At 60.2% G+C, this 25,537-nt stretch carries 27 protein-coding genes and 1 tRNA gene; 17 read left to right on the forward strand and 11 right to left on the reverse strand.

Features of this window, described 5'->3' with window-relative positions; translation table 11 throughout:
- Nucleotides 1-3: 3 nt before the first annotated feature.
- From IBX59_RS01175 to IBX59_RS01190, 4 genes are all read right to left on the reverse strand, one after another.
- Nucleotides 4-80, reverse strand: a tRNA-Arg gene (locus IBX59_RS01175).
- A gap of 61 nt (nucleotides 81-141) precedes the next feature.
- On the reverse strand, nucleotides 142-1,542 hold the full coding sequence (locus IBX59_RS01180) for a HAMP domain-containing sensor histidine kinase (RefSeq protein ID WP_296371526.1): 1,401 nt from the start codon (nucleotides 1,540-1,542) through the stop codon (nucleotides 142-144).
- 18 nt (nucleotides 1,543-1,560) lie between these two features.
- Complete coding sequence (locus IBX59_RS01185; RefSeq protein WP_296371528.1) at nucleotides 1,561-2,979, reverse strand: FAD-dependent oxidoreductase; 1,419 nt, start codon at nucleotides 2,977-2,979, stop codon at nucleotides 1,561-1,563.
- A 3-nt stretch (nucleotides 2,980-2,982) separates the two neighbouring features.
- Complete coding sequence (locus IBX59_RS01190) at nucleotides 2,983-3,705, reverse strand: VTT domain-containing protein (RefSeq protein WP_296371530.1); 723 nt, start codon at nucleotides 3,703-3,705, stop codon at nucleotides 2,983-2,985.
- A gap of 299 nt (nucleotides 3,706-4,004) precedes the next feature.
- Between IBX59_RS01190 and rpmH the strand changes: the two genes are divergently transcribed.
- The 3 genes from rpmH to yidD are packed head-to-tail and all read left to right on the forward strand — an operon-like array spanning nucleotide 4,005 to nucleotide 4,764.
- Nucleotides 4,005-4,139 (forward strand): 50S ribosomal protein L34, encoded by a 135-nt coding sequence (gene rpmH, locus IBX59_RS01195; protein ID WP_129762509.1) that lies wholly within the window; start codon nucleotides 4,005-4,007, stop codon nucleotides 4,137-4,139.
- Nucleotides 4,140-4,153: 14 nt separating this feature from the next.
- Entirely contained in the window at nucleotides 4,154-4,546 is a 393-nt protein-coding gene (rnpA, locus tag IBX59_RS01200) for a ribonuclease P protein component (RefSeq protein ID WP_296371536.1), read from the forward strand.
- Nucleotides 4,543-4,764: a membrane protein insertion efficiency factor YidD gene (gene yidD, locus IBX59_RS01205; RefSeq protein ID WP_296371538.1), complete on the forward strand. Its 222-nt coding sequence runs from the start codon at nucleotides 4,543-4,545 to the stop codon at nucleotides 4,762-4,764. The genes rnpA and yidD overlap by 4 nt, the downstream gene beginning before the upstream one ends.
- Before the next feature lie 21 nt (nucleotides 4,765-4,785).
- Here the strand turns inward: yidD and IBX59_RS01210 are convergent, their stop codons facing one another.
- Nucleotides 4,786-5,322, reverse strand: coding sequence for a DUF3833 domain-containing protein (locus IBX59_RS01210; RefSeq protein WP_296371540.1), 537 nt, complete (start codon nucleotides 5,320-5,322; stop codon nucleotides 4,786-4,788).
- An 86-nt stretch (nucleotides 5,323-5,408) separates the two neighbouring features.
- Here IBX59_RS01210 and ttcA point away from each other — a divergent pair, with 86 nt between their 5' ends.
- The 5 genes from ttcA (at nucleotide 5,409) to IBX59_RS01235 (ending at nucleotide 10,806) form a co-directional block, all read left to right on the forward strand.
- Nucleotides 5,409-6,269, forward strand: coding sequence for a tRNA 2-thiocytidine(32) synthetase TtcA (ttcA, locus tag IBX59_RS01215; RefSeq protein WP_296371889.1), 861 nt, complete (start codon nucleotides 5,409-5,411; stop codon nucleotides 6,267-6,269).
- A 269-nt stretch (nucleotides 6,270-6,538) separates the two neighbouring features.
- Nucleotides 6,539-8,074 (forward strand): substrate-binding domain-containing protein, encoded by a 1,536-nt coding sequence (locus IBX59_RS01220; RefSeq protein ID WP_296371542.1) that lies wholly within the window; start codon nucleotides 6,539-6,541, stop codon nucleotides 8,072-8,074.
- A gap of 20 nt (nucleotides 8,075-8,094) precedes the next feature.
- Nucleotides 8,095-8,997 carry an ROK family protein gene (locus tag IBX59_RS01225; RefSeq protein ID WP_296371891.1) on the forward strand — a complete coding sequence of 301 codons (903 nt, stop codon included), beginning with the start codon at nucleotides 8,095-8,097 and terminating at the stop codon, nucleotides 8,995-8,997.
- Entirely contained in the window at nucleotides 8,994-10,118 is a 1,125-nt protein-coding gene (locus IBX59_RS01230) for an N-acetylglucosamine-6-phosphate deacetylase (protein ID WP_296371545.1), read from the forward strand. Before IBX59_RS01225 ends, IBX59_RS01230 begins: the two co-directional genes overlap by 4 nt.
- Nucleotides 10,119-10,200: 82 nt before the next feature.
- Nucleotides 10,201-10,806 carry an outer membrane lipoprotein carrier protein LolA gene (locus IBX59_RS01235; protein ID WP_296371547.1) on the forward strand — a complete coding sequence of 202 codons (606 nt, stop codon included), beginning with the start codon at nucleotides 10,201-10,203 and terminating at the stop codon, nucleotides 10,804-10,806.
- Nucleotides 10,807-10,864: 58 nt separating this feature from the next.
- Here IBX59_RS01235 and IBX59_RS01240 read toward each other — a convergent pair whose 3' ends face one another.
- Together IBX59_RS01240 and IBX59_RS01245 are read right to left on the reverse strand one after the other, a co-directional pair.
- Nucleotides 10,865-11,455 (reverse strand): transglycosylase SLT domain-containing protein, encoded by a 591-nt coding sequence (locus IBX59_RS01240; protein WP_296371550.1) that lies wholly within the window; start codon nucleotides 11,453-11,455, stop codon nucleotides 10,865-10,867.
- A gap of 75 nt (nucleotides 11,456-11,530) precedes the next feature.
- The gene (locus IBX59_RS01245; protein WP_296371552.1) at nucleotides 11,531-12,412 is read right to left on the reverse strand and encodes an AEC family transporter; all 882 of its coding nucleotides are present in this window, start codon (nucleotides 12,410-12,412) and stop codon (nucleotides 11,531-11,533) included.
- Nucleotides 12,413-12,492: 80 nt separating this feature from the next.
- Here IBX59_RS01245 and hspQ point away from each other — a divergent pair, with 80 nt between their 5' ends.
- On the forward strand, nucleotides 12,493-12,819 hold the full coding sequence (gene hspQ / locus IBX59_RS01250; protein ID WP_296371554.1) for a heat shock protein HspQ: 327 nt from the start codon (nucleotides 12,493-12,495) through the stop codon (nucleotides 12,817-12,819).
- A gap of 6 nt (nucleotides 12,820-12,825) precedes the next feature.
- Here the strand turns inward: hspQ and IBX59_RS01255 are convergent, their stop codons facing one another.
- Nucleotides 12,826-13,665, reverse strand: coding sequence for a fumarylacetoacetate hydrolase family protein (locus IBX59_RS01255; RefSeq protein WP_296371556.1), 840 nt, complete (start codon nucleotides 13,663-13,665; stop codon nucleotides 12,826-12,828).
- Between the two features lie 117 nt (nucleotides 13,666-13,782).
- On the opposite strand from IBX59_RS01255, the gene yaaA reads away from it, so the two are divergent.
- From yaaA to IBX59_RS01270, 3 genes are all read left to right on the forward strand, one after another.
- Nucleotides 13,783-14,556, forward strand: a complete 774-nt coding sequence (gene yaaA / locus IBX59_RS01260; RefSeq protein WP_296371558.1) for a peroxide stress protein YaaA — start codon at nucleotides 13,783-13,785, stop codon at nucleotides 14,554-14,556.
- 61 nt (nucleotides 14,557-14,617) lie between these two features.
- The gene (locus IBX59_RS01265; RefSeq protein ID WP_296371560.1) at nucleotides 14,618-14,854 is read left to right on the forward strand and encodes an Lrp/AsnC ligand binding domain-containing protein; all 237 of its coding nucleotides are present in this window, start codon (nucleotides 14,618-14,620) and stop codon (nucleotides 14,852-14,854) included.
- Nucleotides 14,855-14,857: 3 nt separating this feature from the next.
- The gene (locus IBX59_RS01270; RefSeq protein ID WP_296371562.1) at nucleotides 14,858-15,628 is read left to right on the forward strand and encodes an aspartate dehydrogenase; all 771 of its coding nucleotides are present in this window, start codon (nucleotides 14,858-14,860) and stop codon (nucleotides 15,626-15,628) included.
- 4 nt (nucleotides 15,629-15,632) lie between these two features.
- Here the strand turns inward: IBX59_RS01270 and IBX59_RS01275 are convergent, their stop codons facing one another.
- Nucleotides 15,633-16,808, reverse strand: coding sequence for an acetyl-CoA C-acyltransferase family protein (locus tag IBX59_RS01275; protein WP_296371563.1), 1,176 nt, complete (start codon nucleotides 16,806-16,808; stop codon nucleotides 15,633-15,635).
- 145 nt (nucleotides 16,809-16,953) lie between these two features.
- Here IBX59_RS01275 and IBX59_RS01280 point away from each other — a divergent pair, with 145 nt between their 5' ends.
- Genes IBX59_RS01280 through selD form a run of 5 tightly spaced genes read left to right on the forward strand, consistent with a single transcriptional unit; the run spans nucleotide 16,954 to nucleotide 23,677 of the window.
- Entirely contained in the window at nucleotides 16,954-17,610 is a 657-nt protein-coding gene (locus IBX59_RS01280; RefSeq protein WP_296371564.1) for an ABC transporter ATP-binding protein, read from the forward strand.
- Nucleotides 17,607-19,991: an ABC transporter permease gene (locus IBX59_RS01285; RefSeq protein ID WP_296371566.1), complete on the forward strand. Its 2,385-nt coding sequence runs from the start codon at nucleotides 17,607-17,609 to the stop codon at nucleotides 19,989-19,991. Before IBX59_RS01280 ends, IBX59_RS01285 begins: the two co-directional genes overlap by 4 nt.
- A complete protein-coding gene (locus tag IBX59_RS01290) occupies nucleotides 19,981-21,006 on the forward strand; it encodes a lipocalin-like domain-containing protein (RefSeq protein ID WP_296371569.1) in 1,026 nt (341 codons plus the stop codon). The genes IBX59_RS01285 and IBX59_RS01290 overlap by 11 nt, the downstream gene beginning before the upstream one ends.
- The gene (locus tag IBX59_RS01295; protein WP_296371571.1) at nucleotides 20,999-21,556 is read left to right on the forward strand and encodes a pyridoxamine 5'-phosphate oxidase family protein; all 558 of its coding nucleotides are present in this window, start codon (nucleotides 20,999-21,001) and stop codon (nucleotides 21,554-21,556) included. Before IBX59_RS01290 ends, IBX59_RS01295 begins: the two co-directional genes overlap by 8 nt.
- A gap of 24 nt (nucleotides 21,557-21,580) precedes the next feature.
- The gene (gene selD / locus IBX59_RS01300; protein WP_296371573.1) at nucleotides 21,581-23,677 is read left to right on the forward strand and encodes a selenide, water dikinase SelD; all 2,097 of its coding nucleotides are present in this window, start codon (nucleotides 21,581-21,583) and stop codon (nucleotides 23,675-23,677) included.
- Here the strand turns inward: selD and mnmH are convergent.
- Together mnmH and IBX59_RS01310 are read right to left on the reverse strand one after the other, a co-directional pair.
- Entirely contained in the window at nucleotides 23,646-24,716 is a 1,071-nt protein-coding gene (gene mnmH, locus IBX59_RS01305) for a tRNA 2-selenouridine(34) synthase MnmH (protein WP_296371575.1), read from the reverse strand. The genes selD and mnmH overlap by 32 nt on opposite strands.
- A 41-nt stretch (nucleotides 24,717-24,757) precedes the next feature.
- The gene (locus tag IBX59_RS01310; RefSeq protein ID WP_296371577.1) at nucleotides 24,758-25,531 is read right to left on the reverse strand and encodes a metallophosphoesterase; all 774 of its coding nucleotides are present in this window, start codon (nucleotides 25,529-25,531) and stop codon (nucleotides 24,758-24,760) included.
- Nucleotides 25,532-25,537: the final 6 nt, after the last annotated feature.

Raw genomic sequence — 25,537 nt, forward strand, 5'->3', positions numbered from 1 at the left:
AAATGGCGGACTGGGGAGGATTCGAACCCCCGACCCCTTGATTCGTAGTCAAGTACTCTATCCAACTGAGCTACCAATCCGCGTGAAGGGGGATTTAGCTGCGCCAGCGCCGCGATGCAAGGGCAAATCGGAATTCTTTTGTCATTCGACGGCGGGTGTCAGGGCCAGGTCGGCTTTGGGCAGTTGGATCATGAAGATCGTGCCGGCTTCATCCGTGCGTTTCAGTTCCAAACGGCCACCGTGGCCGCGGATCAGGTCAGAGGCGATCACAAGCCCTAAACCGGACCCACCTTTGCGCACACCGCCTTGAAAAGGTTGAAACAGATGTTCTTGAGCCTTTTTTGGTAGCCCGGGGCCGGTATCCGTGACAGTCAGCCGCCAGACATGATCATCTTCGTCAGCCTTGATCCCGATCTCTCCGGGTTCGCCGGTGGCCATGATGGCCTGGCGCGCGTTGCGCACAAGGTTGAAGATGACGCGGAACAACTGTTCGCCATCGGCGCGCAGAATCATAGTGGCGGGAATGTCTTCGGCAAAAGAAATCGGATAGTCGCCCGCCGCCAGTCGTTCACTGTCGATCACGTCGTTAACGATATGGGCCAGATTGACACGCGACAGCGCAGGTGCCGGTTCATCCACCCGACCAAAGGCCAAGGTGGTTTCACACAAGGTGACGGCGCGCGTGATGGAATTAACCAGTTTTGGCGCCATGCGTTTGACCAGTGGATCGTCAGACCCTTCGATCCGGTCAACAAACAGTTGCGCCGAGGTCAGGATGTTGCGCAGGTCGTGGCTGACCTTGGCGACAGCCCCGCCAAGCTGCGCCAGCCGTTCCTTTTGCTTGAGCGCGCCTGTCAGTTGTGTCTGCATCATTTGCATTGCCTCTTCGGCATCGCGCAGTTCGCGCACAGCGGCGGTGGGCTGGATGATCTGGCGTGCGTCTTCGGGGGCGCCGGCGTAGCTTTTCATGTGTTCAACAACGCCTTTGATCGGGCGCACCAACAGGATCTGCACCGCCCAGAACAACAAAACTGCGGTGATGACTGAAATAACGGCCGACAAAAACAGCACGTTGCGTCCGTATTCCAGCATGGCATACCGAAGCGGCATCTGGTCCATCGTCACCTCGATCAGCAGGCCACCGTCGCGCACCGGATTGCCGATCACGCGGATGATCCGGTCGTTGGTATCAACCAATATGCGCATCGCATCGGCGATCAGGGTCATGGCCGTTGCGCCGCGCATATCATACGTTCCGGTGATGGGTGCCGGAATGGGGGACGATAACGCCAGTTGCCGGACTTCATCGCGGCGCAGCACCACGTTGTAAACACCTGCGTTTTGCAACAATTCAGCCTCAAGCGCGGGGCTGATCATGTCGCCGGCTTCCAGCGCCAATGACGCGATCTGCGCCCGTTCCAGTCGTGCCAGTAAATAATCCTCTCGGAAACGGGCGACCGAAGGCACAAAAATCAATACCTCTGCCAGCATCACGAAGATGACCGTGAGGATCAGGAACCGACCTGACAGAGTGTGAAACATATGCCTCGCCTTGCGCGATCAGGGAAACCAGCGCTGGATCAATCCCACCACTTTCTTGACCGTATCGCTTTCAAACAGTCTGGGGCTAAAATAGGCACCCGCAACCCTTTTGTTAACCTCGCTGATTGTGGGGTAGGGCAGAACGGTGTTGGCGATGGCAGACATTTTCATCTTGTTTGCGATGGCCATGGCCCACATGCTGATCAATTCGCCCGCCATATGCCCGGCGATCGATGCGCCGACAGGCCGCCCCTTGACCACCATGACCTTGATCAGCCCTTTGGTTTTGCGTTCTGCGATTAGCCGGTCGTTATGGTGGAAATCAAAGCGCACAACCTCGACTGCGGCGCCGAATTTCTTTTTCGCCTGCGCCTCGGTCAGGCCAACCTGCGCCAGTTCAGGGTCAGTATAAGTGGCCCATGGAATGTGATCGGTGCGTTGTTTTGACGGCAGCCCAAACAGCATTGACCGGATCAGCACGCCGGCATGATAGCTTGCGACATGGGTGAATTGCAGCCCGCCAGCCACGTCGCCCGCGGCATAAACCCGCTTGTTGCTGACCGACCGCAGATCCGCGCCAACTTTCAGCCCGGCGCGATCATGGGCGACGCCGCCCGCGTCCAGATCCAGTTTTTCGGTATTCACCTTGCGCCCCACCGCGATCAGCAGGTGTGATCCAGTGAAATCGCCCTTTGGCGTATGCACGGTGACGGTGTCGCCCTTGCCACTGATTTTTTCGGCTTGTGCGTCCTCGATGATGTTGATGCCTTCGGCGCGCAGGTTGTCCAGCACGATGGCCGCCATTTCAGGGTCGTCCTTACCAAATGCTTTCATGCCTTCGATGACAGTGACATCACAGCCCAGACGCCGGTGTGCCTGTGCCATTTCCATGCCGATGGGGCCGCCTCCGATCACGATCAGGTGGTCGGGTTTGTCACGCAGATCAAAGATGTTTTCATTCGTGTAATAAGTGACATCCTTCAACCCTGGAATTGGCGGCACGAAAGGCCCGGACCCGGTGGCAACCACGAACCGGCGCGCGGTGATCACTGTATCGCCTGCCTGCACTTGGGTTTTCGAGATGAAGCGGCCGAATTCCTGAATGACCTGCACGCCCAGCCCTTCGAACCGTTCCACGCTGTCCACGGGGGCAATCGTTGCGATCACATCGGCGACATGGTCCTTGGCGGCGGCATAATCGACGGTTGGCGCGACTGCGGCCACGCCATAGGGCGCGCCGTGCGACATGGCATAGGCCTGTTTGGCCGAGGCGATCAGTGCCTTGGACGGCACGCAGCCATAGTTCAGGCAATCGCCGCCCATTTTGTGCCCCTCGACCAGCACGACCTTTGCGCCCATCTGCACAGCCCCTGCTGCGATGGACAAGCCGGCAGAACCACCGCCGATGATGCAAATATCTGTCTTGATCTGCTTCATGGATTACAAACCTTTCTTGCCGCGCAGGGCCTTGATGAAAATAGGAAGAGCAGCCAGTGCGCAGAGCCCCAAAATAGGCAAGAGAATGGCTGGCTCGAAGATAATGCCAAGGTTGGGGGTTTCGCCACGGGCGAACACCTCGCCCAGTCCGGCGCCGACGGATGTATAAACGACGCCCCCGGGGATGATGCCCAGAAAAGTTGAAATCGCAAAGCGCGACAGCGGCACAGCGACCAGCGCAGGCACCAGATTGGCCACAAAGAACGGCACAGCAGGGACCAACCGGATCAAAAACAGCATTTCCCACTGGTTGTTGTCGATCCCTTCCTTGATCCGCTTGACCGTGCCTTCGGATGTTTCCATTTTTGCCGCCAGCCGTTCGCCCAAACCCCAGCGTGCCGCCTGGAAGATGATGATCGCGCCTATCGTCGCGCCCGTGATATTGAACAGGGCGCCGGGAAAGGTGGAAAATAAAAAACCGCCCGTCAGCGTGGCGATGGTGGCCCCGGGCAGCGAAAATGCCACAATCACGACATAGGCGGCAATAAACGCAGCCACAGTTGCCAGATAGTTTGCATCGCGAAACGTGATCAGCGCCTCGCGGTTGTCAGCAAGCGCCTGAAATGAAAGGTAATCGCGTAGATAGACCGCGCCAAGCACGGCTACGATCAGGATCGTCAGCAGTGGAAGGTTGCGTATCAACGGATGGGTGGACTTTTCTGTCATCTCGGGCATCTTTCAAGTTCGCTCCAGCAGTGTGGTATGGGATGTTACATGACGACATGAATGGTTTTGTGATACCCTTATCACGGTCCATTGATGTAAATGCGTCCGCTTGTTTCAGTTTTGTGGGGCTAAGCGTGATGATTGAAACATTTAGGCCGTGCAAAATTTCCGAATTGTTGCAGTTTGACCTTGGGATGAGCGTTGACAGCGGGGCGGCCCCGCTTTATGGCACGGTTCTGAATTGTTGATCGGCTTCGAATCCGTCGTTTCGGATTTGGCCCCAGACCGGAGGACACGCGATGAAGCGTACGTTCCAACCATCGAATCGGGTTCGCAAGAACCGCCATGGCTTTCGCGCACGGATGGCCACCAAGGCCGGGCGCAAGATTATCAATGCGCGCCGTGCCAAAGGCCGTGCAAAGCTGAGCGCGTAAGCGCCTACGCTGCCTTGACTGATTTGAAACCGCCGGTTGGGCCAGATGCAGGCACTCCGGCGGTTTCCGTTTGTTTGCAGGTTCTGACGCTGCGTGCGGATTTCCTGCGTGCATCCCATGGGCGCAGATACGCCACGCCCGGCATCCACCTGCAAGCCCGCAAACGTGCAGAGGGCGAGCCACAGGGTATCCGCGTCGGCTATACCTGTTCCAAAAAGGTCGGCAATGCCGTCGCCCGTAACCGTGCCAAGCGACGGTTGCGCGAAGTGGCAAGGTTGGTTTTGCCTGAATATGGCCGCGATGGCTGGGATTATGTATTGGTCGGGCGCAAGGACGTGACCGCGACGCTGCCGTTTGATACGCTGGTCACCGATCTGAAACGCGCGTTGCGCAAGGTGCATCCATGACACCGCTGGCCTATATCGTATCGCTGCCTGTGCGGGCTTACCGGGTGGTGTTGTCGCCATGGGTCGGGCATGGCTGCCGCTATCAGCCGACATGTTCGGCCTATGCGCTGGAGGCGCTTGAGAAGCACGGCGCAATCAAGGGCACGTGGCTGGCCGCGCGCCGGATCGGGCGCTGTCATCCGCTGGGCGGTTCCGGCATCGACAACGTTCCGGACTGAGATTTTTCGCGAAAAATCTTGTTACATTTTTTCGAATGAAATTGTTACCGTGCCAATGTCGAACCCGTAACGTCTGACATAGGCAAGGTTCAGCAGGCGATCCTCGGCCAGCAGCCACATCCAGTCGTCGAATGTCACGCGCATCGTGTCGGTGGTGCCATCCGCAGATGGAATCGGCAAATCAATTTCATATTTCCAGTTAAACCTGTTGTCCTGTTCCTGACCGACCGCAGCGCCAATCACACCGGGCGCTGTGCCGGTCCAGCTGTCAGGGCCGGTTTTGGTCAGCGTCCAGACGCGCTGTTCGGTTGATCCGTCTTCATAGGCGAAATCTTCGACCAGCCGCAGGCGGTCGCCATCCCAATCGCCTGTGATGGTCACCACGAAACTGCGCCTCACGGTGCCCAGAATGTCCTGAAACTGGCCGTAAGCCACCAGATTGCCGTCAAAGAACTCCTCCAGGTTCAGCTTGCGGTCGCTCAGGCTGGGGTCGTCAAATGAGGGCTTGCCCGTGCAGGCAGCCAGAAAGGCAAGGGTGGCGATTATGATCAGACGCATGGCGAACTCCGTTTTTTCTTTTTACGCATCAAGGCGCCGGTTGGATGCCTCTAGGCAGAGCAGCGGTAATCTGGCATATGCGCGCCATGTTAGATGATGCCGACGACATTCACCCGCTGTTCTACGGTGCGCCCAAAACCACCGGGTTCAAGAAGCTGCGCAAGCGGATCGTGCAGAACGTGCGCGAGGCGATCGAACAATATGGTATGGTCAACCGCGACCCAGCAGCGCCGGTGGCAAAATGGTTGGTCTGTCTGTCGGGGGGCAAGGACAGCTATACCCTGCTGGCGGTTCTTTACGAATTGAAATGGCGCGGGTTGCTGCCGGTCGAATTGGTGGCTTGCAATCTTGATCAGGGCCAACCGGGGTTTCCGGCGACGGTTCTGCCAGCGTTTCTGGCGAAGATGGGCGTGCCGCACCGGATTGAATATCAGGACACCTATTCCATCGTCATGGACAAGGTGCCAGCGGGGCGAACGTTTTGTGCGCTGTGTTCGCGTCTGCGCCGCGGTAATCTGTATCGGATCGCCCGCGAGGAAGGCTGTTCGGCGGTCGTGCTGGGCCATCACCGCGATGATATTCTGGAAACCTTTTTCATGAACCTGTTTCACGGTGGCCGTCTGGCCACGATGCCGCCGAAACTGGTAAATGAAGAAGGCGATTTATTCCTTTACCGCCCCCTTGCTCATGTGGCCGAGGCGGATTGCGCAAAATTTGCGGCTGCCATGCGCTATCCCATCATTCCTTGTGACCTGTGTGGATCACAAGACGGGTTGCAGCGCCAGCAGGTCAAACAGATCATTGATGGCTGGGAAAAAAACAGCCCCGGTCGCAGGCAGGTCATGTTTCGGGCCTTGATGAACGCGCGACCATCGCATTTATTGGACCCCAAACTGTTTGACTTTGTCGGCTTGGAGCGACCAAACGCGGCCGCGTCGGACGTTTAGCAGTCCGTCGCAGAGCGTGGCCACATCGGGCGGTTTTGTGATATTGCAGCGGTTGTGCGACAAGGGCCATTTATCTGGCGCAAAGGCGCTTGACCGGTGCGGCAGGCCTGATGCAAACCGCGCAGGGCAAGCGGGTCACTGTTTTTGAAAAAGAAATAATGAGGCGGCATTGTGGGTTGTATCCTGATTTTGCCAGTATTTTATAAAAATGTCCGCCAATTCGGTGAAATCCGCTATGTCAGAGGTCAGCGCGTGGGGTAGAATAGCGCATGATGTATAAATTTGCTGCTTTTCTGATTTTTGTAGTACCGCCCGCGATCGTATTTTCTGCACCTGTTGAATTGCGATCGGCCGATGGGTTCATCACTATTGAAGGGGAGGTCGTCGGATTTGACGGAACAATGGTCACTGTCGCGTCCACTGTTGGGCGGGTCAATGTTCCTGTATCGCAGGTGGGGTGTTATGGCGCGGGCTGTGCCAGCCTGGTGACAGAGAATGATTTCGGGCTGACTGCTGCAGATTTTCTGGGGGTGTTTGCCGGAGCAGATGAAAACCTTTCCGTCGCAGGCGCAGCGCCCGATGCGGCAGTGGCAAGTGTTGACTTTGCTCGGGATGGTTCTGCCGGTGTGTTCGATCCGCTTGCGGCAGCATATGCCGCTACTGGGCAAGCGGTGCCGCTGTCCATTGCGGACCAAGGCGGCAGCAGCGATGTTCGCATCGGCACGGTGCTGCTGACAGATCTGGCCGAGGTTGCCTATCCTGCGCCGGCGGATTGGGCGATGACCGCGCAGCCCACGCAACAGATGTTAGGTCTGGACGCGCTTGTTGTGGTCGCCCCCGGCAATATCGGTGTCAGTGGCATTTCCGTCGCGCAACTGGCAGCGATTTACGCCGGAGAGATCACAAACTGGTCTGAACTGGGCGGTGCTGACACAGCCATCTTGACCTTGCAACTGCCCGAATCGTCGCCCACACGGGCCGCACTGAACCGCATCATCATGGCACCGGCTGGCAAGGAAATCGCAGACAGTGTCCTGATCATGGCCGATGAACAAAGCATTGCAGCCTCTGTCAACCAGCTTCCGGGCAGCCTGAGCGTGATCGGGTTTGGAAACCTTGGCGACAATCAAGCGTTGTCGGTTTCAGGTCGTTGTGGTCCGGCGGTCACCCCGACGACGTTCAACATCATATCGGGGGATTATCCGCTTTTGCTGCCGGTGATGGCCAGCGCTGACCCGCTGGATAGCACATCGCAGGTGCGCGCCTTTTTTGATTTTGCCATGACATCTGTGGCCCAAATGGGGATAGCTGCTGCCGGTTATGTGAACCAAAGCGCGATGATACAGGATCATGCAGAAAAGACTGCGCGACTTGGTGGCCTGTTAGAGGCCACACTGACGGATGCAGAACGCCTTGTTGCGGCACAGATGTTTCAGGAAATGTCGCAGGCAGACCGGTTGTCGCCCACGCTGTTTGGTGGTCCGGTCAGCGCGCCACAAGCGGCATGGAACCGAGCGATGTTCCTGTTATTGGACGATCTTCTCAAAACACCGGACTATGCCGGGCGCGCGGTTGTATTTGTCGGCTATGCCATCAGCCCTGACGGCGATGAAGCGGCGATCACCCTTTCGCGCACCGCGGCGGCGGATCTGCGCGCGGCGTTTGCGCAATTTGCGCCGGACACCGTGCAGAACAACAGTCTGCAACTGTCTTCGCGGGGTTTTGGCAGCATCGCACCGACAACCTGTTACAGTGGACAGACTGGTCCTGCGGCCCAAAGCAGGGTCGAAGTGTGGGTGCGATAGTTCGTGTGAATCGTCACCAAATGGTGCTGGGTATTGACTTGGGCGGCACAAAGATTGCCGCACAGATATTCAACGATCACTGGCAGATACAGCACAGCAAGCGCATTGCAACGCCTCGCCATTATAGGGGGCTAACCGCTGCCTTGACAGATCTGGTGCGATGGGCTGAAACGGCCACTGGCGCGGTGTTGCCTGTTGGCATCGGCTCTGCCGGGTTGATCAATCCCGCCGATGGTCTGGCACTGGCTGCCAACCTGCCCATCGCGGGCAACCCCTTTCCTGCCCATATCAGCGAGGCGGTTGGCCGTCCTGTGACCTGTCTGAACGACAGCCGCGCCCTGACCCTGTCAGAGGCGGTGTTGGGGGCGGGGCAGGGGTGTCGGACGGTCTTGGGTCTGGTTCTTGGCACGGGTGTCGGGGGTGGCATTGCCATTGACGGGCGTCTGCTGGAGGGGCCAAGCCAGACGGGGGGCGAATTTGGCCATGTCAGCGCCAGTGCGGCGCTGGTGGCGCAATATGGCTTGCCGCTGGTGCCATGCGGATGCGGGCGCACGGGCTGCGTTGAAACGCTGATCAGTGGCGCGGGCCTGTCGCGGATCGGGGCCGTCACCATGGGGCAGGTGCTGGATGCGCCCGCGATTGCGGCCCGGCGCGGCGTCGATCCGGCTGCGCAGGCGGCGTGGGATATCTGGTGTGCGCTGGTCGCCGATCTGGTCCGCGGCCTGATCCTGACAGTTGACCCCGATTGCATCGTGCTGGGCGGCGGATTATCGCAAATTCTCGGTATCGCTACTGATTTGCGGGCAGCGGTCACGACTGCGCAATTCAGCGGCTTTCCGGTGCCCCCGATTTATCTGGCGCAGGGTGGTGATATCAGCGGGGCGCGGGGTGCTGCCTATGCGGCCGTGATGGCGCAGAGATGACTGACCTTTGGCTGGTCCCTGATGCGATTTTTGACGGCCGTGACCTGCGTCGGCGTGTGGCGCTGGGTGTTGTGGGCGGTGTTGTTACAGAGTTGCAACCGCAGTCCGCCTTGCCTGCTGATGCGCCGGTGCGCACCATCGTTGGCACACTCACCCCCGGTTTTGTCGATCTGCAGGTCAATGGCGGCGGTGGCGTGTTGTTTAACCAGAACCCGACACCTGACGGCATTGCCGCAATCATCGCGGCGCACCGGGCTTGTGGCACCGTGGCGGTCATGCCCACGGTCATCACCGACACGCCCGATGTGCTGGCACGCGCGGCGCTGGCCGCAATCTCTGCCCGTGATATGCCCGGTTTTGCCGGGCTGCATATCGAAGGTCCGCATATCGCCACCGCCCGCCGCGGCACGCATCAGGCCGATTTCATCCGGCCAATGGATGACATCACGCTGGACCTTGTGAAAGACCTGCGGCGCCATGATATCCCTATCATGATCACGCTGGCGCCCGAGGTCACGACGCTGGCCCAGATCGGCGCGCTTGCCGCTACCGGGGCCGTCGTATCGCTGGGGCATACGGATGCCAGCGCTGCGCAGGCGCAGGCCGCGTTTGACGCAGGTGCACGGGCTGTGACCCATCTGTTCAACGCGATGTCGCCGATGCAAGGGCGCGCACCGGGCATGTTGGGGGCCGCGATCAACAGCGCGGCGCATCTGGGGTTTATCTGTGATGGCGTGCATGTGGATGATACGATGCTGGCGCTTGCGATCCGGGCGCGGCCCCGGCCAGACCGGATGTTTCTGGTTTCGGACGCGATGCCGACAGTCGGCGGGCCGGATCATTTCCGGCTTTACGGGCAGGACATCCGCCTGCAGGGCGGCCGCCTTATCAACGCTGAAGGCAATCTGGCCGGTGCCCATGTGACACAGGCGCAGGGTGTGGCGCGATTGATTGCCCGCGTCGGTATCGCCCCGCAGGATGCCCTGCGCATGGCGATCACGATACCGGCCAATCTGATCGGTGCGGACCATCTTGCGCGGATGATAGGCCGGGAAATCAGTGATATCGCCCTGCTGGATGCCGCGTATGGTCTGGCTGCTATTGGTAATCATCTGGCGTGATATCGCCTAACATGCGGATAGATGCTGTTGTGCGATGCATCAGGCAGGTGCAAACAGGCACGCAAGCACATAGGTAAGACAGATGATGAAACGTATCCTATTCACTTTCGCAGTGGTCGCGCTGGCGATCTATGCGGGTGCGGCGACCGCGCAGCAGTTGTCGCTTGCGCAGATTTCGCAATATCTGAATCAGCTGGAAACAGCCCAGGGGCGGTTTACCCAGGTCAATCCAGACGGGTCGCAGATTGCAGGCACGATCTATATCAAGCGTCCGGGGCGCATCCGGTTCGAATACGATCCGCCGGAACGGTCGATGGTTATTGCCGGTGGCGGGCAATTGGCCGTGTTCGATCCACGATCAAACACCGGGCCGGACCGCTATCCGCTGAACCAGACCCCGCTGAACGTGATCCTGCAACGCGATGTCAATCTGGAACGCGCGCGCATGGTCACCGGGCAAAGCTATGACGGAACCTACACGACCGTGACGGCGCGTGACCCCGACAACGCGGAATACGGTGCGATCCAACTGGTTTTTAGCGCCAATCCGATTGCCTTGCGCCAGTGGGTGATCACCGATGATATAGGAACGCGCACCACCGTCGTGCTGGGCGATCTTGTGACAGGGGGGCGCATTGGCGATATCCTGTTCAACATCCGTGCAGAAATGCGCAAATGGGGCAACTAGGAAAGCCCCGCCCTGCCAGACAAAAGGCGGCCGTTTGGGCCGCCTTTTTCATGACCGTTCAGCGTTTACCGCAAGACCGAAGCTGTGCGTCGTAAAGAACGGCGCGCGCTTCGACCTCTCCCGCGATGCGGATCAGCCAGCTTTTGGATTGCCATGTGCCGCGATTGAACCCGCTGCGACCATCGTGATAGGCCAGATACTGGTTGCGGGTGTCATAGATCGGCACGCCGGTTTCCTGCACCGTCAGGTTCATATACCAGCCCATGAAATCGGTTGCGTCATTGATATTGTCGCGCCGTGCCCGTCTGCCGCCGACACTGTTTACGTATTCTTCCCATGTGCCATCCAACGCCTGGCTATAGCCAAAGGCGGATGATTGTCGCCCCACCGGAATAACCCCCAGCGCATAGCGATGCGGCGTGCGGTTGTTGCCGATGAATTTGCTTTCCTGATGGATGATCGCCATCAGTGACGGGACCGGAACCCCGTATTTCCGTTCAACCTGGCGGAAGGCCCGCAGGTATTCGGGCCGTTCAGACACGATGCTGCATGCGTCATTCAGCTGTCGCGGGGCAGAGTTATAGCCACCCCCGCCGCTACAGCTGCCCAAAACCAGCACGGCAATCATCGCGCGAAAGATACTGCTCATCTGCCTCTCGCTTTTGTTTGTTTTTTTAAACCATAGCCGATTGTGCCGGGTCTGTTAATCCCCCACTCGGGCAGATTAGATCACAAACGCAAGGATGACGGGTAAAGCCAGCACCGACAACAGGGTCGATGCCACGACAAGACCCGCTACGGGCTGTGCATCTGCCCCATATTTTTCAGCCAGAAGGTAGGATGTGACCGCGACGGGTGTTGCGACCTGCATGATCAGCACCGCAGCGGCGACGGGATCAAGCCCGAAAAACTGTGCCGTAGCCCAGCCAGCCGCCAGACAGATCAAAAGCTTGGCTGCTGACAACCAGACGGCTTGTGTCATGGCGCGGGTTTCAAGCCGCGCCATGGCCACGCCAAGCGTGATCAGCATCATCGGGATCGCCATTTGCCCGATCAGTTCCAATGCATTTGTCAGGAATTGTGGTGTTTCCCAACCTTGCCACAAAAATACCGCCCCCAAGACGGTGGCCCCCACCAGCGGTTCCTGCACAACGCGTTTTAGCGACCCGCCTCCTGATACGATCCAGATGCCGATGGTGAACGACAAAATCGCCATGACCGCAAAAACCACGACGGCATAGCCTAACCCGACCTCGCCAAAGGCGAACAGCGCAAGAGGCAGACCAAGGTTGCCGGTGTTGCCGAATGCCAGCGGTGCCAGATATGTGGGAACATCAAGCCGGGCCAGTTTGACCAATGCAAAGATTCCAAACATGACAAGCGCATAGGCCGCCAGTGACGCCAGTGACAGCGCCGCCAGCGCCTCGGGGTCGATCTGTGTTTTCATCAGGGCAACGAAGATCAAGCAGGGCACTGACAGCGTCATCGCCAAGCGGGTCACAAATGCGACCCGGTATTCAAAACCCAGCTTGACCCATGCAAAGCCGACTGCAGCCAGAAAAAAGACCGGGGCTGTAATGTTCAAGACTGTCAGGATCATGTTCACAGACTGTTTCCCTTATTTCGACGCGTAACCGGTAGACTTTGACGGCAAAAAACACATATGTTGCCTTGGGGAGCTACGTTATGTTTCAGGCACGCGCAAAATATCATCTGGGCCAAGTGGTCCGTCACAGAAAGCATCCCTTTCGGGGTGTCGTTTTTGATGTCGATGCAATGTTTTCCAACACAGACGAATGGTACAACGCCATTCCTGAAGACAGCCGCCCGCGCAAAAACCAGCCTTTTTACCATCTTTTAGCCGAGAATGAACAAAGTTTTTACGTCGCCTATGTGTCCGAACAAAACCTTGTCGCTGACTATTCCGGTGAACCGGTTGATCACCCTGATCTGGATGATCTGTTTGGTCCCTTCGAAGATGGGCAATATCCATTGCAGGTGCAACTGAACTGACAGGCGTCAGCGGCCAAACGCCTGCACGCTTTGTCGCATTTCGCCCAAGCCGGTGATTGTTGCACTGACCGTATCACCCGGTGTCAGAAATTCCTGCGGTTTGCGCCCCACACCGACACCGGGCGGGGTGCCTGTGATGATCACGTCGCCCGGCTGCAAGGTCACGAACCGGCTGACGAAAGACACGATTTGCGGCACGGTAAAGATCATCGTGGATGTGTTGCCTGACTGTTTGGTCACGCCGTTCACCTGCAACAGCAGGTCCAGCGCCTGCACATCGGGGATATCATCGCGTGTCACCAGCCATGGCCCCAAAGGGGCGAAACTGTCGCACGACTTGCCTTTGACCCATTGACCGCCGAAATTCATCTGAAAATCCCGTTCAGACACGTCGTTGGCGATGCAATAGCCCGCCACATGATCCAGCGCGTCCGCCTCGGTGACATGCTGTGCGGTCTGGCCGATCACGATGCCCAGTTCGATTTCCCAATCGGTCTTGGTCGATCCCTTGGGAATGATGATCGGATCATGCGCGCCCGTGACCGGGCAGGCCTTCATGAACAGCACGGGGTGTTCGGGGATCGGCATATCCATTTCTGTGGCGTGATCGTGGTAATTCAGCCCGATGCAGAACAGCCGGCGAATATCGCGCAGGATCGGGGCATAGTCCCCCTTGATCCGGGGCAGTTTTGCCAGATCAAGGGCCGCCAGTGTTTTTAGCCCCGCAGGGGCAATCTCGACCTCGCCCAGATCATCGATATAGGTGCTTAGGTCGCGGAACGCGCCGGTTTCGTCGAGGGCGGCGGGCCGGATGCCTTTTTCTGTGCGGATGCGGCAAAGCTTCATTTAGGTTCTCCCGAATATTTGCCCCTTGATACGGCGAACCGCCGACAAGGGCCAGAGGGCTGGTCATCGCCGCGCCGCATGTTACATCCCAAGACAGAACAATAAAGGATCCTGCCCATGCTCGTCGTTATTTCGCCTGCCAAGTCACTGGATATGGACCCTGTCGCCGTCACGCCGACGCAGCCCGTCTTTCAGGACGATGCGGTGCGTCTGGTGAAAACGGCGCGCAACCTGACGCTGAAGCAGCTGAAAGACCTGATGCATATATCCGACGATCTGGCGCGCCTGAACCGGGACCGGTTCAAGGTGTTTCAGGCGGAACCCGAACCGCAGGCGACTAAACCGGCAGCACTGGCGTTCAACGGTGACACCTATCAGGGGCTAGAGGCGAAAACACTGTCCGAGGATGATTTGCGCTGGGCGCAGGATCATCTGGCGATTTTGTCGGGGCTATACGGGGTGCTGCGCCCGCTGGACGCAATCCAGCCGTATCGGCTGGAAATGGGCAGCCGGTTGAAAACCCGGCGCGGCAAATCGCTGTATGATTACTGGGGCGATACCATCGCCAAGGCATTGAATGCGCAGGCGGCGGCACAAGGCACTGATACGCTGATCAACTGCGCCAGTCAGGAATATTTTGGCGCTGCCGACCGCAAGGCGCTGACGCTGCGGGTGATCACGCCCACCTTTATGGAACTGAAAGACGGCAAACCCCGCATCGTCAGCTTTTTCGCGAAACGCGCACGCGGGGCCATGGCGCGGTATATCATGGAAAACCGGCTGACTGCCCCCGATGATATCAAAGGGTTCAGCGCGGGCGGTTACGCCTATGACTCCGATCTGTCTGACGGCGACAAATGGGTTTTCCTGCGCGATTATCCAACCGCCTGAGGGCTGGCATCTGCCGCGCCTTTCTGGTCAACTCTGTCTGACGACCAGAAAGGGCCTGCCAATGCAATGTGTCTTTATTTCAATCCGCTGCCGCCCCGGCACCGCCTATGATGTGGCTGATGCCATCGCGCTGCGCGAAATCCATTCAGAGCTTTATTCAATCAGCGGCGAATATGACCTGCTGGTCAAGATGTATATCCCCGAGGGCGAAGACGTGGGCAAATACATCAACGCCAACCTGCTGGATGTGCCAGGCATCGAACGGACACTGACAACGCTGACCTTCAAGGCATTCTAGGCAATGCAGATCGCCATAATCGGGCAGGGTGCAATTGGCGGATACGTGCGCGCGCACCTGCCGGACGGCGTGGTCGAGGTGGCCCGGATCGTGCGCCGCGGCAAGGAATCGGCGGTTGAAATGCCTCGGATCAGTGCCGTCGATGATTTGCCCGCAGGTGTTGATCTGGTGGTCGATTGCGGCGGACATGCCGCACTTGCAATGCATGGTTCGGCGGCTTTGGCGCGGGGGATCGACGTGCTGACCGTATCGCTGGGCGCGCTGGCGGATCAGGCGATTTATGATCAACTGCTGAACGCCGCGCAGACCGGCGGGGCAAAGCTGCAACTTGCCAGCGGGGCCATCGGTGGTCTGGACGCCTTGCGTGCCGCCAGCGTCGGTCCTATGCAAAGCGTGACCTATACGGGCCGCAAGCCCCCCGCAGGCTGGCGCGGATCGCCTGCCGATGATGTGCTGGATCTCAACACGCTGACCGAACCGGTGACCCATTTCAACGGCACCGCCCGGCAGGCCGCACTAGCCTACCCCAAGAACGCCAATGTTGCCGCCGCTGTCGCACTGGCGGGGATCGGGCTGGATGCCACGTGGGTGGAGCTGATCGCCGACCCGCAAGCGCAGGGCAACACCCACGAAATCCACGCGGTCGGCCAGTTTGGCGAGCTGCAATTCCAGATCACCGGCAAGGGCCTGCCCGACAACCCCCGCAGTTCCGCCCTTGCCGCGATGAGCGTGCTGTCAGCACTGGCCGAACGGCAAAAGCGGATCGTGTTTTAAGGGATCATATCCGCTCGATCGCCAGCGCAATGCCCTGCCCGCCACCGATGCACATGGTGATCAGCCCGCGTTTGCCGCCGGTGCGTTCCAGTTCATACATCGCCTTGACGGTAAGGATCGCGCCCGTCGCCCCCACCGGATGACCCAACGCGATCGCGCCGCCGTTGGGGTTCACACGGGCGGGATCAAGCCCCAGTTCCTTGCTGACGGCCAGCGCCTGGGCGGCAAAGGCCTCGTTTGATTCGATCACATCGAAATCGCCCACCGACAGGCCGGTTTTTTCCAGCAATTGCCGCACCGCAGGGATCGGGCCGATGCCCATCACCTCAGGCCGGACACCGGCGATGCCATAGCCCAGAATACGGAATTTCGGCGTCAGGCCCGCCTTTGCCGCCGCATCCGCAGTTGCCAGCACAACCGCGCCTGCGCCATCGTTTATGCCTGACGCATTTCCTGCGGTCACCGTGCCGTCCTTCTGGAACACGGCCCGCAGACCGGCCAGCGCCTCGGCTGTGGTGGCCTTGGGGTGTTCATCGCGGATGAAATCGACCATGTCGCGTTTGACGCGAACCTGCACCGGGGTGATTTCCGCATCGAAATAGCCCGCTGCAATCGCGTCCGCTGCGCGCTGCTGGCTTTGCAGGGCAAAGGCATCTTGCGCGTCGCGGCTGATCTGATTTTCGCGGGCGACATTTTCCGCCGTGACCCCCATATGTCCGGTGCCAAACGGGCAATTCAGCGCGCCTAGCATCATGTCAAGGCTGCGGATATCGCCCATTTTGGCACCCCAGCGCGCGTCAGGCATGATGAACGGTGACCGCGACATGTTCTCGGCACCGCCGGCCAGACCGAAATCGGCATCGCCCAGCATCAGCGATTGCGCGACCGAAATGATCGCCTGCACGCCCGACCCGCACAGCCGGTTGACGTTCATCGCGGGTGTGCTGTCTGGCACGCCCGCCTGCATCGCGGCGACGCGGCTGACATACATATCGCGGGGTTCGGTGTTGATGACATGGCCAAAGGCAACATGGCCGATCTGCGCCCCTGCGACACCGGCCCGTTCCAGTGCGGCCTTTGCGGCCACGGTGCCCAGCTCAATCGGCGGTGTGCCCGCCAATGCGCCGCCAAAAGTGCCAATCGCCGTGCGCGCGCCGCCCAGTATTACGATGTCTTTCATCATAGCCTCCCAGTGTGGTTTGGGATTATCCTACTGCCTTGGCAGCCAGGGGCCAGTAAAACCTAAGGTCAAAGCACCTTTATTGCCGCAGGGCCGTTTCCCTGCTGCGATCCCGTGATAGATCAGGGCAAGGATGCGAGGGAACATGCTGCTGATCGTCAAGGATATCCGCAAGACTTATGCCACGGCTGACGGGCCGTTCACGGTGCTGGACGGCGTTGACTTGACGCTTGACGGGGGCGAAACGCTGGCGCTGACCGGCGAAAGCGGCAGCGGCAAAAGCACGCTTTTGCACCTGATCGGTGGGCTGGATACGCCCGACAGCGGACAGATTGTCCTGAATGGTACGGATATTGCGGCATTGGATGACACCGGGCGCGCCGCCTTGCGCCGTGGCACGGTTGGTGTGGTTTTCCAGCAGTTCAACCTGATCCCCAGCCTCAAGGTGGCTGATAACATCGCCTTTCAGGCGCGCCTGGCGGGGCAGCATGACCCTGATTGGGCCGCGGCACTGGCCCGCCGCATGGGGTTGACATCGCAATTGGGCAAATACCCTGAACAATTGTCCGGCGGTCAGCAACAAAGGGTCGCCATCGCGCGCACGCTTGCGCCGAAACCGCGGCTGGTGCTGGCCGATGAACCTACCGGCAATTTGGACGAAGAAACCGCCGCCACGGTGTTGGATCTGATGCTGGAACTGGTGGCAGAAACCGGTGCGGGGTTGTTGATGGTGACGCATTCGCAGGCGTTGGCGGGGCGGATGGGGCGCCGACTGCATCTGCGGCAAGGGCGGATCGCATGACAGGTGCCACGCTTCAGGCGCTGTTGTCGCACTGGTGGCGCAATCCGTTGCAGGGGTTCACGCTGCTGGCGGGGTTGGCGCTGGCCACGGCGCTTTGGTCAGGCGTGCAGGCCGTGAACGCCGAGGCCCGCGCCAGCTATGACGCCGCCGCCGCCACACTGGGCGAAGGGCAGTATGACAGGCTGGTGCGCCGCGACGGTCAACCGATGGATCAGGCGACGTATATCGCGCTGCGCCGGGCGGGCTGGTTGGTCAGCCCGGTGGTGCAGGGGCGGCTGAACGGCGTGCGGATTGTCGGGATCGAGCCGTTGACAGCCCCCGGCGGGATCGGGCCGGTCAGGCTGGTTCAGGGGGCAGATATCGCGGGTTTCCTGACAGGCGCGGGCCAGCTTTTCGCCAATGCCGACACGGCGGCGCGGCTGCCTGACCTGCCGGTGATCGTCAGTCCCGATGCCGCGCCCGGCACGGCCATCACCGATATCGGCGTGGCGCAGCGCCTGCTTGGCAAGGCTGGCCAGATCGACAGCCTGATCGTTGCAGCGGATCAGCCGCAGGGCGGCCCGGCACTGGCCGGTATCGCCCCCGAACTGACCCGCCAACAGGCGCAGGGCGGGTCGGATATCGGCAGGCTGACCGACAGTTTCCATTTGAACCTGACCGCCTTTGGGCTTTTGTCCTTTGCCGTAGGGATATTCATCGTGAACGGCGCAATCGGGCTGGCGTTTGAACAGCGCCGCCCGGTGATGCGGACGCTGCGGGCGCTGGGCGTGCCGCTGCGGCGGCTGGTGGTGCTGATGGCGGCAGAGCTGACGGTCTTTGCGCTGGTGGCCGGGGGCATTGGGGTCGCGTTGGGCTATCTGATCGCGGCCTTGCTTTTGCCCGATGTGGCAGCGACCCTGCGCGGGCTTTACGGGGCGGATGTGTCGGGCACGCTGCAACTGCGTCCGGTCTGGTGGCTGTCGGGTTTAGCCATTGCGCTGGGTGGCACCGCGTTTGCGGCCAGCGGTGCGTTCTGGAAACTGGCCCGCATGCCGCTGCTGGCATCGGCGCAACCGCGTGCGCTGGCCATGGCTGCGGGCAAAAGCGCGCGGGTGCAGGCGCTGGCCGCGATGATCCTTTTGGCCGTGTCGGCAATTCTTATCTTCAAGGCCAAGGGCCTTGTTGCGGGGTTTGCATTGCTGGCCGCGCTTTTGATCGGTGCTGCATTGGCGCTGCCGTTGATCCTTGATCGGGTGTTGGCGCTGGCCAGCGGGCTGGCCCGGTCAGTGACGGCGCAATGGTTCTGGGCCGATACGCGCCAGCAATTGCCGGGGCTGTCGCTGGCGCTGATGGCGCTGCTGCTGGCGATGGCGGCCAATGTGGGGGTGTCCACGATGGTGTCGAGCTTTCGGATGACCTTTACCGCCTTTCTGGATCAACGGCTGGCGTCCGAACTTTATGTCAGCACCGAAGATGGCGAACAGACCGCGGCGCTGATCGGCTTTGCCAGCCCACGGGTTGACGCGATCCTGCCGATCCAGTCGGCGGATGCGCAGATTGCCGGTTTCCCGAGCGAAGTGTTCGGCACCCGCGACCATGCCACCTATCGCGACAACTGGGTGTTGCTGCACAGCGGGCCAGACCCGTGGAACCGCACCTTTGCCAGTGAGGCGGCGCTGATCAACGAACAACTGGCGCGCCGGGCCGGATTGGCGATTGGTGACAGAATCACAGTGCAGGATGTGTCGCTGGCCATCGCGGGAATTTACGGCGACTATGGCAACCCCATCGGGCAGGCGATTATATCCGAGGCGCTGTTCACCCAGCTCTATCCCGAAATCGCCCCGCAGCGGTTCGGCCTGCGGATGGACCACGCGGATGTGGCGGGTTTTGTCGCTGCGCTTGAGGCGGAAACAGGTATTTCCGCCAGCCAGACTATCAATCAGGCGGGGATCAAGGCGTTTTCATTGGCGGTGTTCGACCGGACATTCACAGTTACCACCGCGCTGAATATCCTGACGCTGGCGGTGGCAGGTTTTGCGATATTGATGAGCTTGCTCACCCTTGCTGCCATGCGCGTGCCGCAACTCGCACCCGCATGGGCGATGGGCATGACGCGCGCGCAACTGGGCCGGTTGGAAATGTTGCGCGCCGTGCTGCTGGCCGTGCTGACGGCGCTGGTCGCGCTGCCGCTGGGGTTGGTGCTGGCTTGGGCGTTGCTGGCCATCGTCAATGTCGCGGCCTTTGGGTGGAAACTGCCGATGTATCTGTTTCCGGCAGATTATGCGCGGCTGGGGCTGTTTGCGCTGCTGGCGGCGGTCTTGGCTGCCCTTTGGCCCGCCCGCAGGCTGGCACGCACGCCGCCGGCTGACCTGCTCAAGGTGTTTTCCAATGAACGTTAAAATCCTGATTTTTGCGCTGTTTCCGGCGATCGCGCAGGCGCAAGGCTTTGCCGGATTGGGCGCGGCTGTCGATGGGTTTGCCGTGCCACAGCCCAACCCCACTTTCAGCTTTCCTGCCGATCACGGCGCACACCCCGATTACCGGATCGAATGGTGGTATCTAACGGCGAACCTGACCGCCGCAGACGGGACGCCCTATGGTCTGCAATGGACATTGTTCCGCTCCGCACTGGCCCCGCAAGACAGCACTGGCTGGGACACGCCGCAGTTGTGGATGGGGCACGCCGCCGTGACAACGCCAGCAGATCACTTTTTCACCGAACGGCTTGCGCGCGGCGGCATCGGGCAGGCGGGTGTGACGGCTGACCCCTTTGCTGCGTGGATCGATGAGTGGACGCTGCAAGGTAATTGGCAGACCATGCAGATGACCGCCAGCGCCCCCGATTTCAGCTATGATATGGCGCTGACCGCGCAGGGGCCGCTGGTTTTTCATGGGGACGGTGGTTATTCGGTCAAATCTGCCGCTGGGCAGGCGTCGTATTATTATTCGCAACCTTTCTTTGACATCGCAGGCACATTGCGCCTGCCCGACGGCGATGTGGCGGTGACAGGTGCCGCATGGCTGGATCGGGAATGGTCATCGCAACCCTTGGCGCAAAATCAGACGGGCTGGGATTGGTTTTCGTTGTCGTTCGATGATGGTAACAAATTGATGGCGTTTCGGCTGCAACAGACAGACGGTGAAAACTATACCTCTGCCACGTGGATCGCACCTGATGGAACGGCGACGCCATATGCTGACGGGGCGCTTGTTGCCACGCCGCTGGCGATGAACGTGCGGGATGTTCCCGTGACATGGCATGTCGCATTGCCCGCAAGGGGCGTGGACGTGACCGTGCAGGCCATGAATGAAAACGCATGGATGAACACCACCGTGCCCTATTGGGAAGGGCCAGTGACCGTGACCGGCAGCCATCAAGGCCGCGGCTATCTGGAGATGACAGGTTATGACTGACGGGTTTGCAACGCTGGACGGTTTGTATCGGCGTTTATGGCACACGCTGGAAACGGGTGTGCGTGATGCGGCGCATCCGGCGCGGCGGCCCACCTTTGCCACCGTATCACCCACCGGCTGGCCCGAGGCGCGCACGGTCGTCTTGCGCTCTGCCGACAGGGGCGGAACCGCGTTGACCATTCACACCGATCTTTGCTCTGGTAAAATAGCCAGCCTGCGCGCCACCCCCCGCGCGGCGCTGCATGTGTGGGATGCGGAACAGGCGCTGCAAATCAGGGTGCAGGCGGATGTGACCATGCAATCGGGGCCTGACATTTTGCCGCTATGGAACAGTATCCCCGATCATGCGCAGCAAAGCTATGGCGTGATCCCACCGCCGGGCCAGCCGATTGCCACCGCGTTGGACTATATCAAACGGCCCGATCCCGCGACATTCGCTGTGTTGCACTGTCAGATTGCCTACATCGACGTGGTGCATCTGGGCGCGGTTCACCGGCGGGCATCTTTTTCACGTGATCGTCACTGGGAAGGACAATGGCTTTCCCCCTGATCGCCAGCCCGCTAGAACAACGCAATGAAAAGTTTTCCTCTGACCCGCGACCTTGTCCTGATTGGCGGTGGACACACCCATGCGCTGGTGCTGCGCAAATGGGGGATGGACCCCTTGCCCGGTGTGCGGGTAACGGTGATCAACCCCGGCCCGACCGCGCCCTATTCGGGGATGTTGCCGGGTTTCGTGGCCGGGCATTATACGCGTGATGAACTGGATATTGATCTGGTAAAACTGGCGCGTTTTGCAGGGGCGCGTTTGATCAACGGTTATGCGACAGGGATTGACCGCGCCGCGCAGACAGTCACGGTGCCGGGCAGGCCGCCCATCGGTTATGACACGCTGGCGATTGATGTGGGTATCACGTCGGCCATGCCAGCCCTGTCCGGATTCACCGCCCATGCGATCCCGGCCAAGCCGCTGGGCACGTTCGCATCGCGCTGGGATGCGTTTCGCGCCAATGCCAAAGACCCGCAAATCGCGATTATCGGCGGCGGGGTCGCGGGGGCTGAACTGGCGATGGCGATGGCGCACGCCCTGCGCGACAAATCCCCCACCGTCCGGCTGATCGACCGCAGCCGCGCGCTGGCCGATCTTGGCTATAAGGCACGGCAGAAAATGCTGGCCGCCCTTGCCGCGCAAAACGTCGAGATCATCGAAGATGCCGACGTGACAGAGGTGTTCCCCCAAGGTGTAGTATTGCGCGACGGGCGCACGATCCGGTCTGATTTTACCACCGGGGCGGCGGGTGCCAAACCGCATGACTGGCTGGCAGGTATCGGGTTGGACCTGCATGACGGGTTCATCAGCGTTGATGCTAACCTGAAAACCAGTGACCCCGCTATTTTCGCGGTCGGAGACTGCGCGCATCTGCGCGAAAACCCCCGCCCCAAGGCGGGCGTTTATGCCGTGCGCGAGGCACCTGTGCTATTCGACAACCTGCGCGCGGTTCTGTCGGGCGGGCGCCTGCGACCCTATAAACCGCAAGGCGATTACCTGAAACTGGTGTCATTGGGCGGCAAATCAGCATTGGCGGAAAAATTTGGCACAGCGCGGCAGGGGCCGCTTTTGTGGCGGCTCAAGGATCATATCGACCGCAAATTCATGCGCCAGTTTGACGCACTGCCCGCGATGCAAACCAAGCAAACCCCGCGCAAGGCGGCCCTTGGGCTGGCAGAGGCGTTGGGCGATAAACCGATGTGCGGTGGCTGTGGGGCGAAGGTGGGGCGCGCAGCATTGCGCGATGTGTTGGCCGACCATTTTGGCGATGATGCCGCGATGGTGCAGCCCGGGCAGGTGATCACCACGGATCATCTGCGCAGCCTGACGCTTGATCCGGTGCTGATGGCCCGCATCGCGGCGGTCCATGCGCTGGGTGATATCTGGGCGATGGGGGCCGCGCCACAGGCGGTAACCGCCAGCATCATTCTGCCGCGCATGTCCGCCGATCTGCAACAGCGCACACTGGCCGAGGTCATGCAGGCCGCCATAGGGGTGATGACCGAGGCGGGCGCAAAGATCGTCGGCGGGCATACGTCGCTGGGCGAAGAACTGACCATCGGGTTCACGGTGACTGGGCTGACCGATACGCCGATTACCTTGGCCGGGGCACAACCCGGTGACGCACTGATCCTGACCAAACCCATCGGCAGCGGCACGATCATGGCCGCTGAAATGGCAGGGCATGCGCACGGCGCGGATGTGATCGCTTGCCTTGACCTGATGGTCCAACCCCAGGGACGGGCGGCACATATCCTGCGCCATGCGCATGCGATGACGGATGTCACCGGTTTCGGGTTGGCGGGGCATTTGCGCGGCATCTGTGACGCGTCGGGCACCGGTGCAGTGGTGAAACCCGATCAGGTTCCCCTGATGCCGGGCGCGGCGGCGCTGGCGCAGTCCGGTGTGCGGTCTTCGCTGTTTGCGGATAATGTGGCCGGGGCCGGGGTGATCGGCGGCCCGGATTTTGACCTGTTGTTCGATCCGCAAACCGCGGGTGGTTTGCTGGCCGCTGTTGCCGGTGATCACGCAGCGGATATGTTGCAACAGCTCAAAATCGCAGGTTACACTGCCGCGATAATTGGCGAGATCACTCAAGCACCGGGGATCGCCACGCACTAAGCGCGCGCAGCACTGCATCGGCTACATGCTCTTGTCCGGTGGTATCCAGTGTTGCGGCCTGCACATTTGCGATAACTGACGGTCCGTCAATCCGGCGCGACCGCGCATATGCAGGGTCATAGTGCTGTGTCATCAATGCGGTGGCAAGGCCGGGGAAATTGCCGCTTCGTAACAGTGCAAGCCACCCGTCTACAACAGCATGTCCACGCATATAGCGCAGCGGGGCCAGAGAATTGGCGACCGCATCGGGGTTGGCGATGATGTCGGCATAGGCTTGTGTCAGGAAGTCTGCGCGCGCCGACATCGGGGCTGTGATGACGATGCGGGGGGCGGCGCACATCGCGCGCCACAGCGATGGTGGCAAAACGATCCGCCCGATCTTGCTGCTTTCGGCTTCGACCACCACGGGCCGCGCGGGATCAAGCGCGTGCAGCGCCATGGCAACTGCGGTTTCAAATGCCTTTTGGCTGGGCTGCCCTCCGGGTACGGCACCCAACAGTGACCCGCGATGACCGGCCAACCCTTCAAGGTCCAATACTTGCACCCCGCGTGATTTGAGCCGAGCCAGAATCGCGGTCTTGGCAGTGCCGGTATCGCCGTCAAGCAATACAATCGGGTGCGGTACCGGATCGTCGTAAAGCGTTCTGTTGACCAAGCGGCGAAAGGTCTGATAGCCGCCCGCGACCGTATCAGCACGCCAGCCAATCTGCGTCAGAATCGCGGCAAAAGATCCGGACCGCTGTCCGCCGCGCCAGCAATAGACCAGCGGGCGCCAGCCGCCGCCTTTGTCCGCCAGCGGTCCGTCCAGATGATCAGCGACGTTGCGGGCCACCATGGCGGCCCCGATCTTGCGGGCGTTAAACGGGCTGACTTGTTTGTAAATTGTCCCGACGTGCGCACGCTGCGCATTTGACAACGCTGGAAGGTTGATCGCGCCGGGCACGTGATCTGCGGCAAATTCGGCGGGCGAGCGGACATCGATCAGCGTATCGAACCGATGGTCGAGCAGATCGGAAAGGTTTTCAAATGTGATGGGCATGTTGTTATCTAGCCGCAAAGCAGCGCAGGTTGAAGCCCATCTTAGGGACGCAGCGCAACCCGCCCCTGATCCGTCAACAGCCAGCAATCGCGCCCTTCGAACACCGCCGGCACCAGCGGTCTGCCGTAGCCCGCGCCGCCATCAAGGTCAATCCTGTTGCCGAAATGGCGGGGCGAATCCAAGGCGGTGTGTCCATGCACCACAAGCGGGCCAAAATCATGGGTGCTGTCCAGAAAACCGTCACGGATCCAGATCAGATCATCCTCGGCCTGCTCTGACAGCGCGATTCCTGGCCTTAACCCGGCATGGACAAAGATCAGATGGTCTGTCTGATGAAAAAGAGGTAGGCCATCCAGAAAATCCAGATGCGCCTGTGGCACCGCAGCGCGGGCTTGCTGAACAAGCGTGCCCTGATCCATCCCGGAAAAATGTTGTAGCTGTTCCAATCCGTTGTCTGGATAGTGAAACACCGCGTCGCCCGTAATTCCGTAGGACGCCAAGGTCGTATTCCCGCCAAGGCGCGGGTTGATCCAATGAATACCCGATGCAACGCGGGCATCGTGCCCCACACCTTGCTGTATGAAACGTGAAAAAAGCCGGTCGTGGTTGCCCCGTAGAAACACCCAGTTGCGCCCTGCCTCGCGCCCCGAGATCAGCGTTTCGATCACGCCCCTGCTGTCAGGGCCGCGGTCGGTATAATCGCCCAAAAACACCACCTGTGCATCTGACCCGCCATCATTTGCGATCTGTATCAAGGCTGCATCAAGCATGTCTTTCTGGCCGTGGATATCGCCGATGGCATATATGGGTTGCATGGTATC

The organism is Yoonia sp. (genome assembly GCF_014859355.1).
In the GTDB taxonomy this organism is placed as follows: Bacteria; Pseudomonadota; Alphaproteobacteria; order Rhodobacterales; family Rhodobacteraceae; genus Yoonia.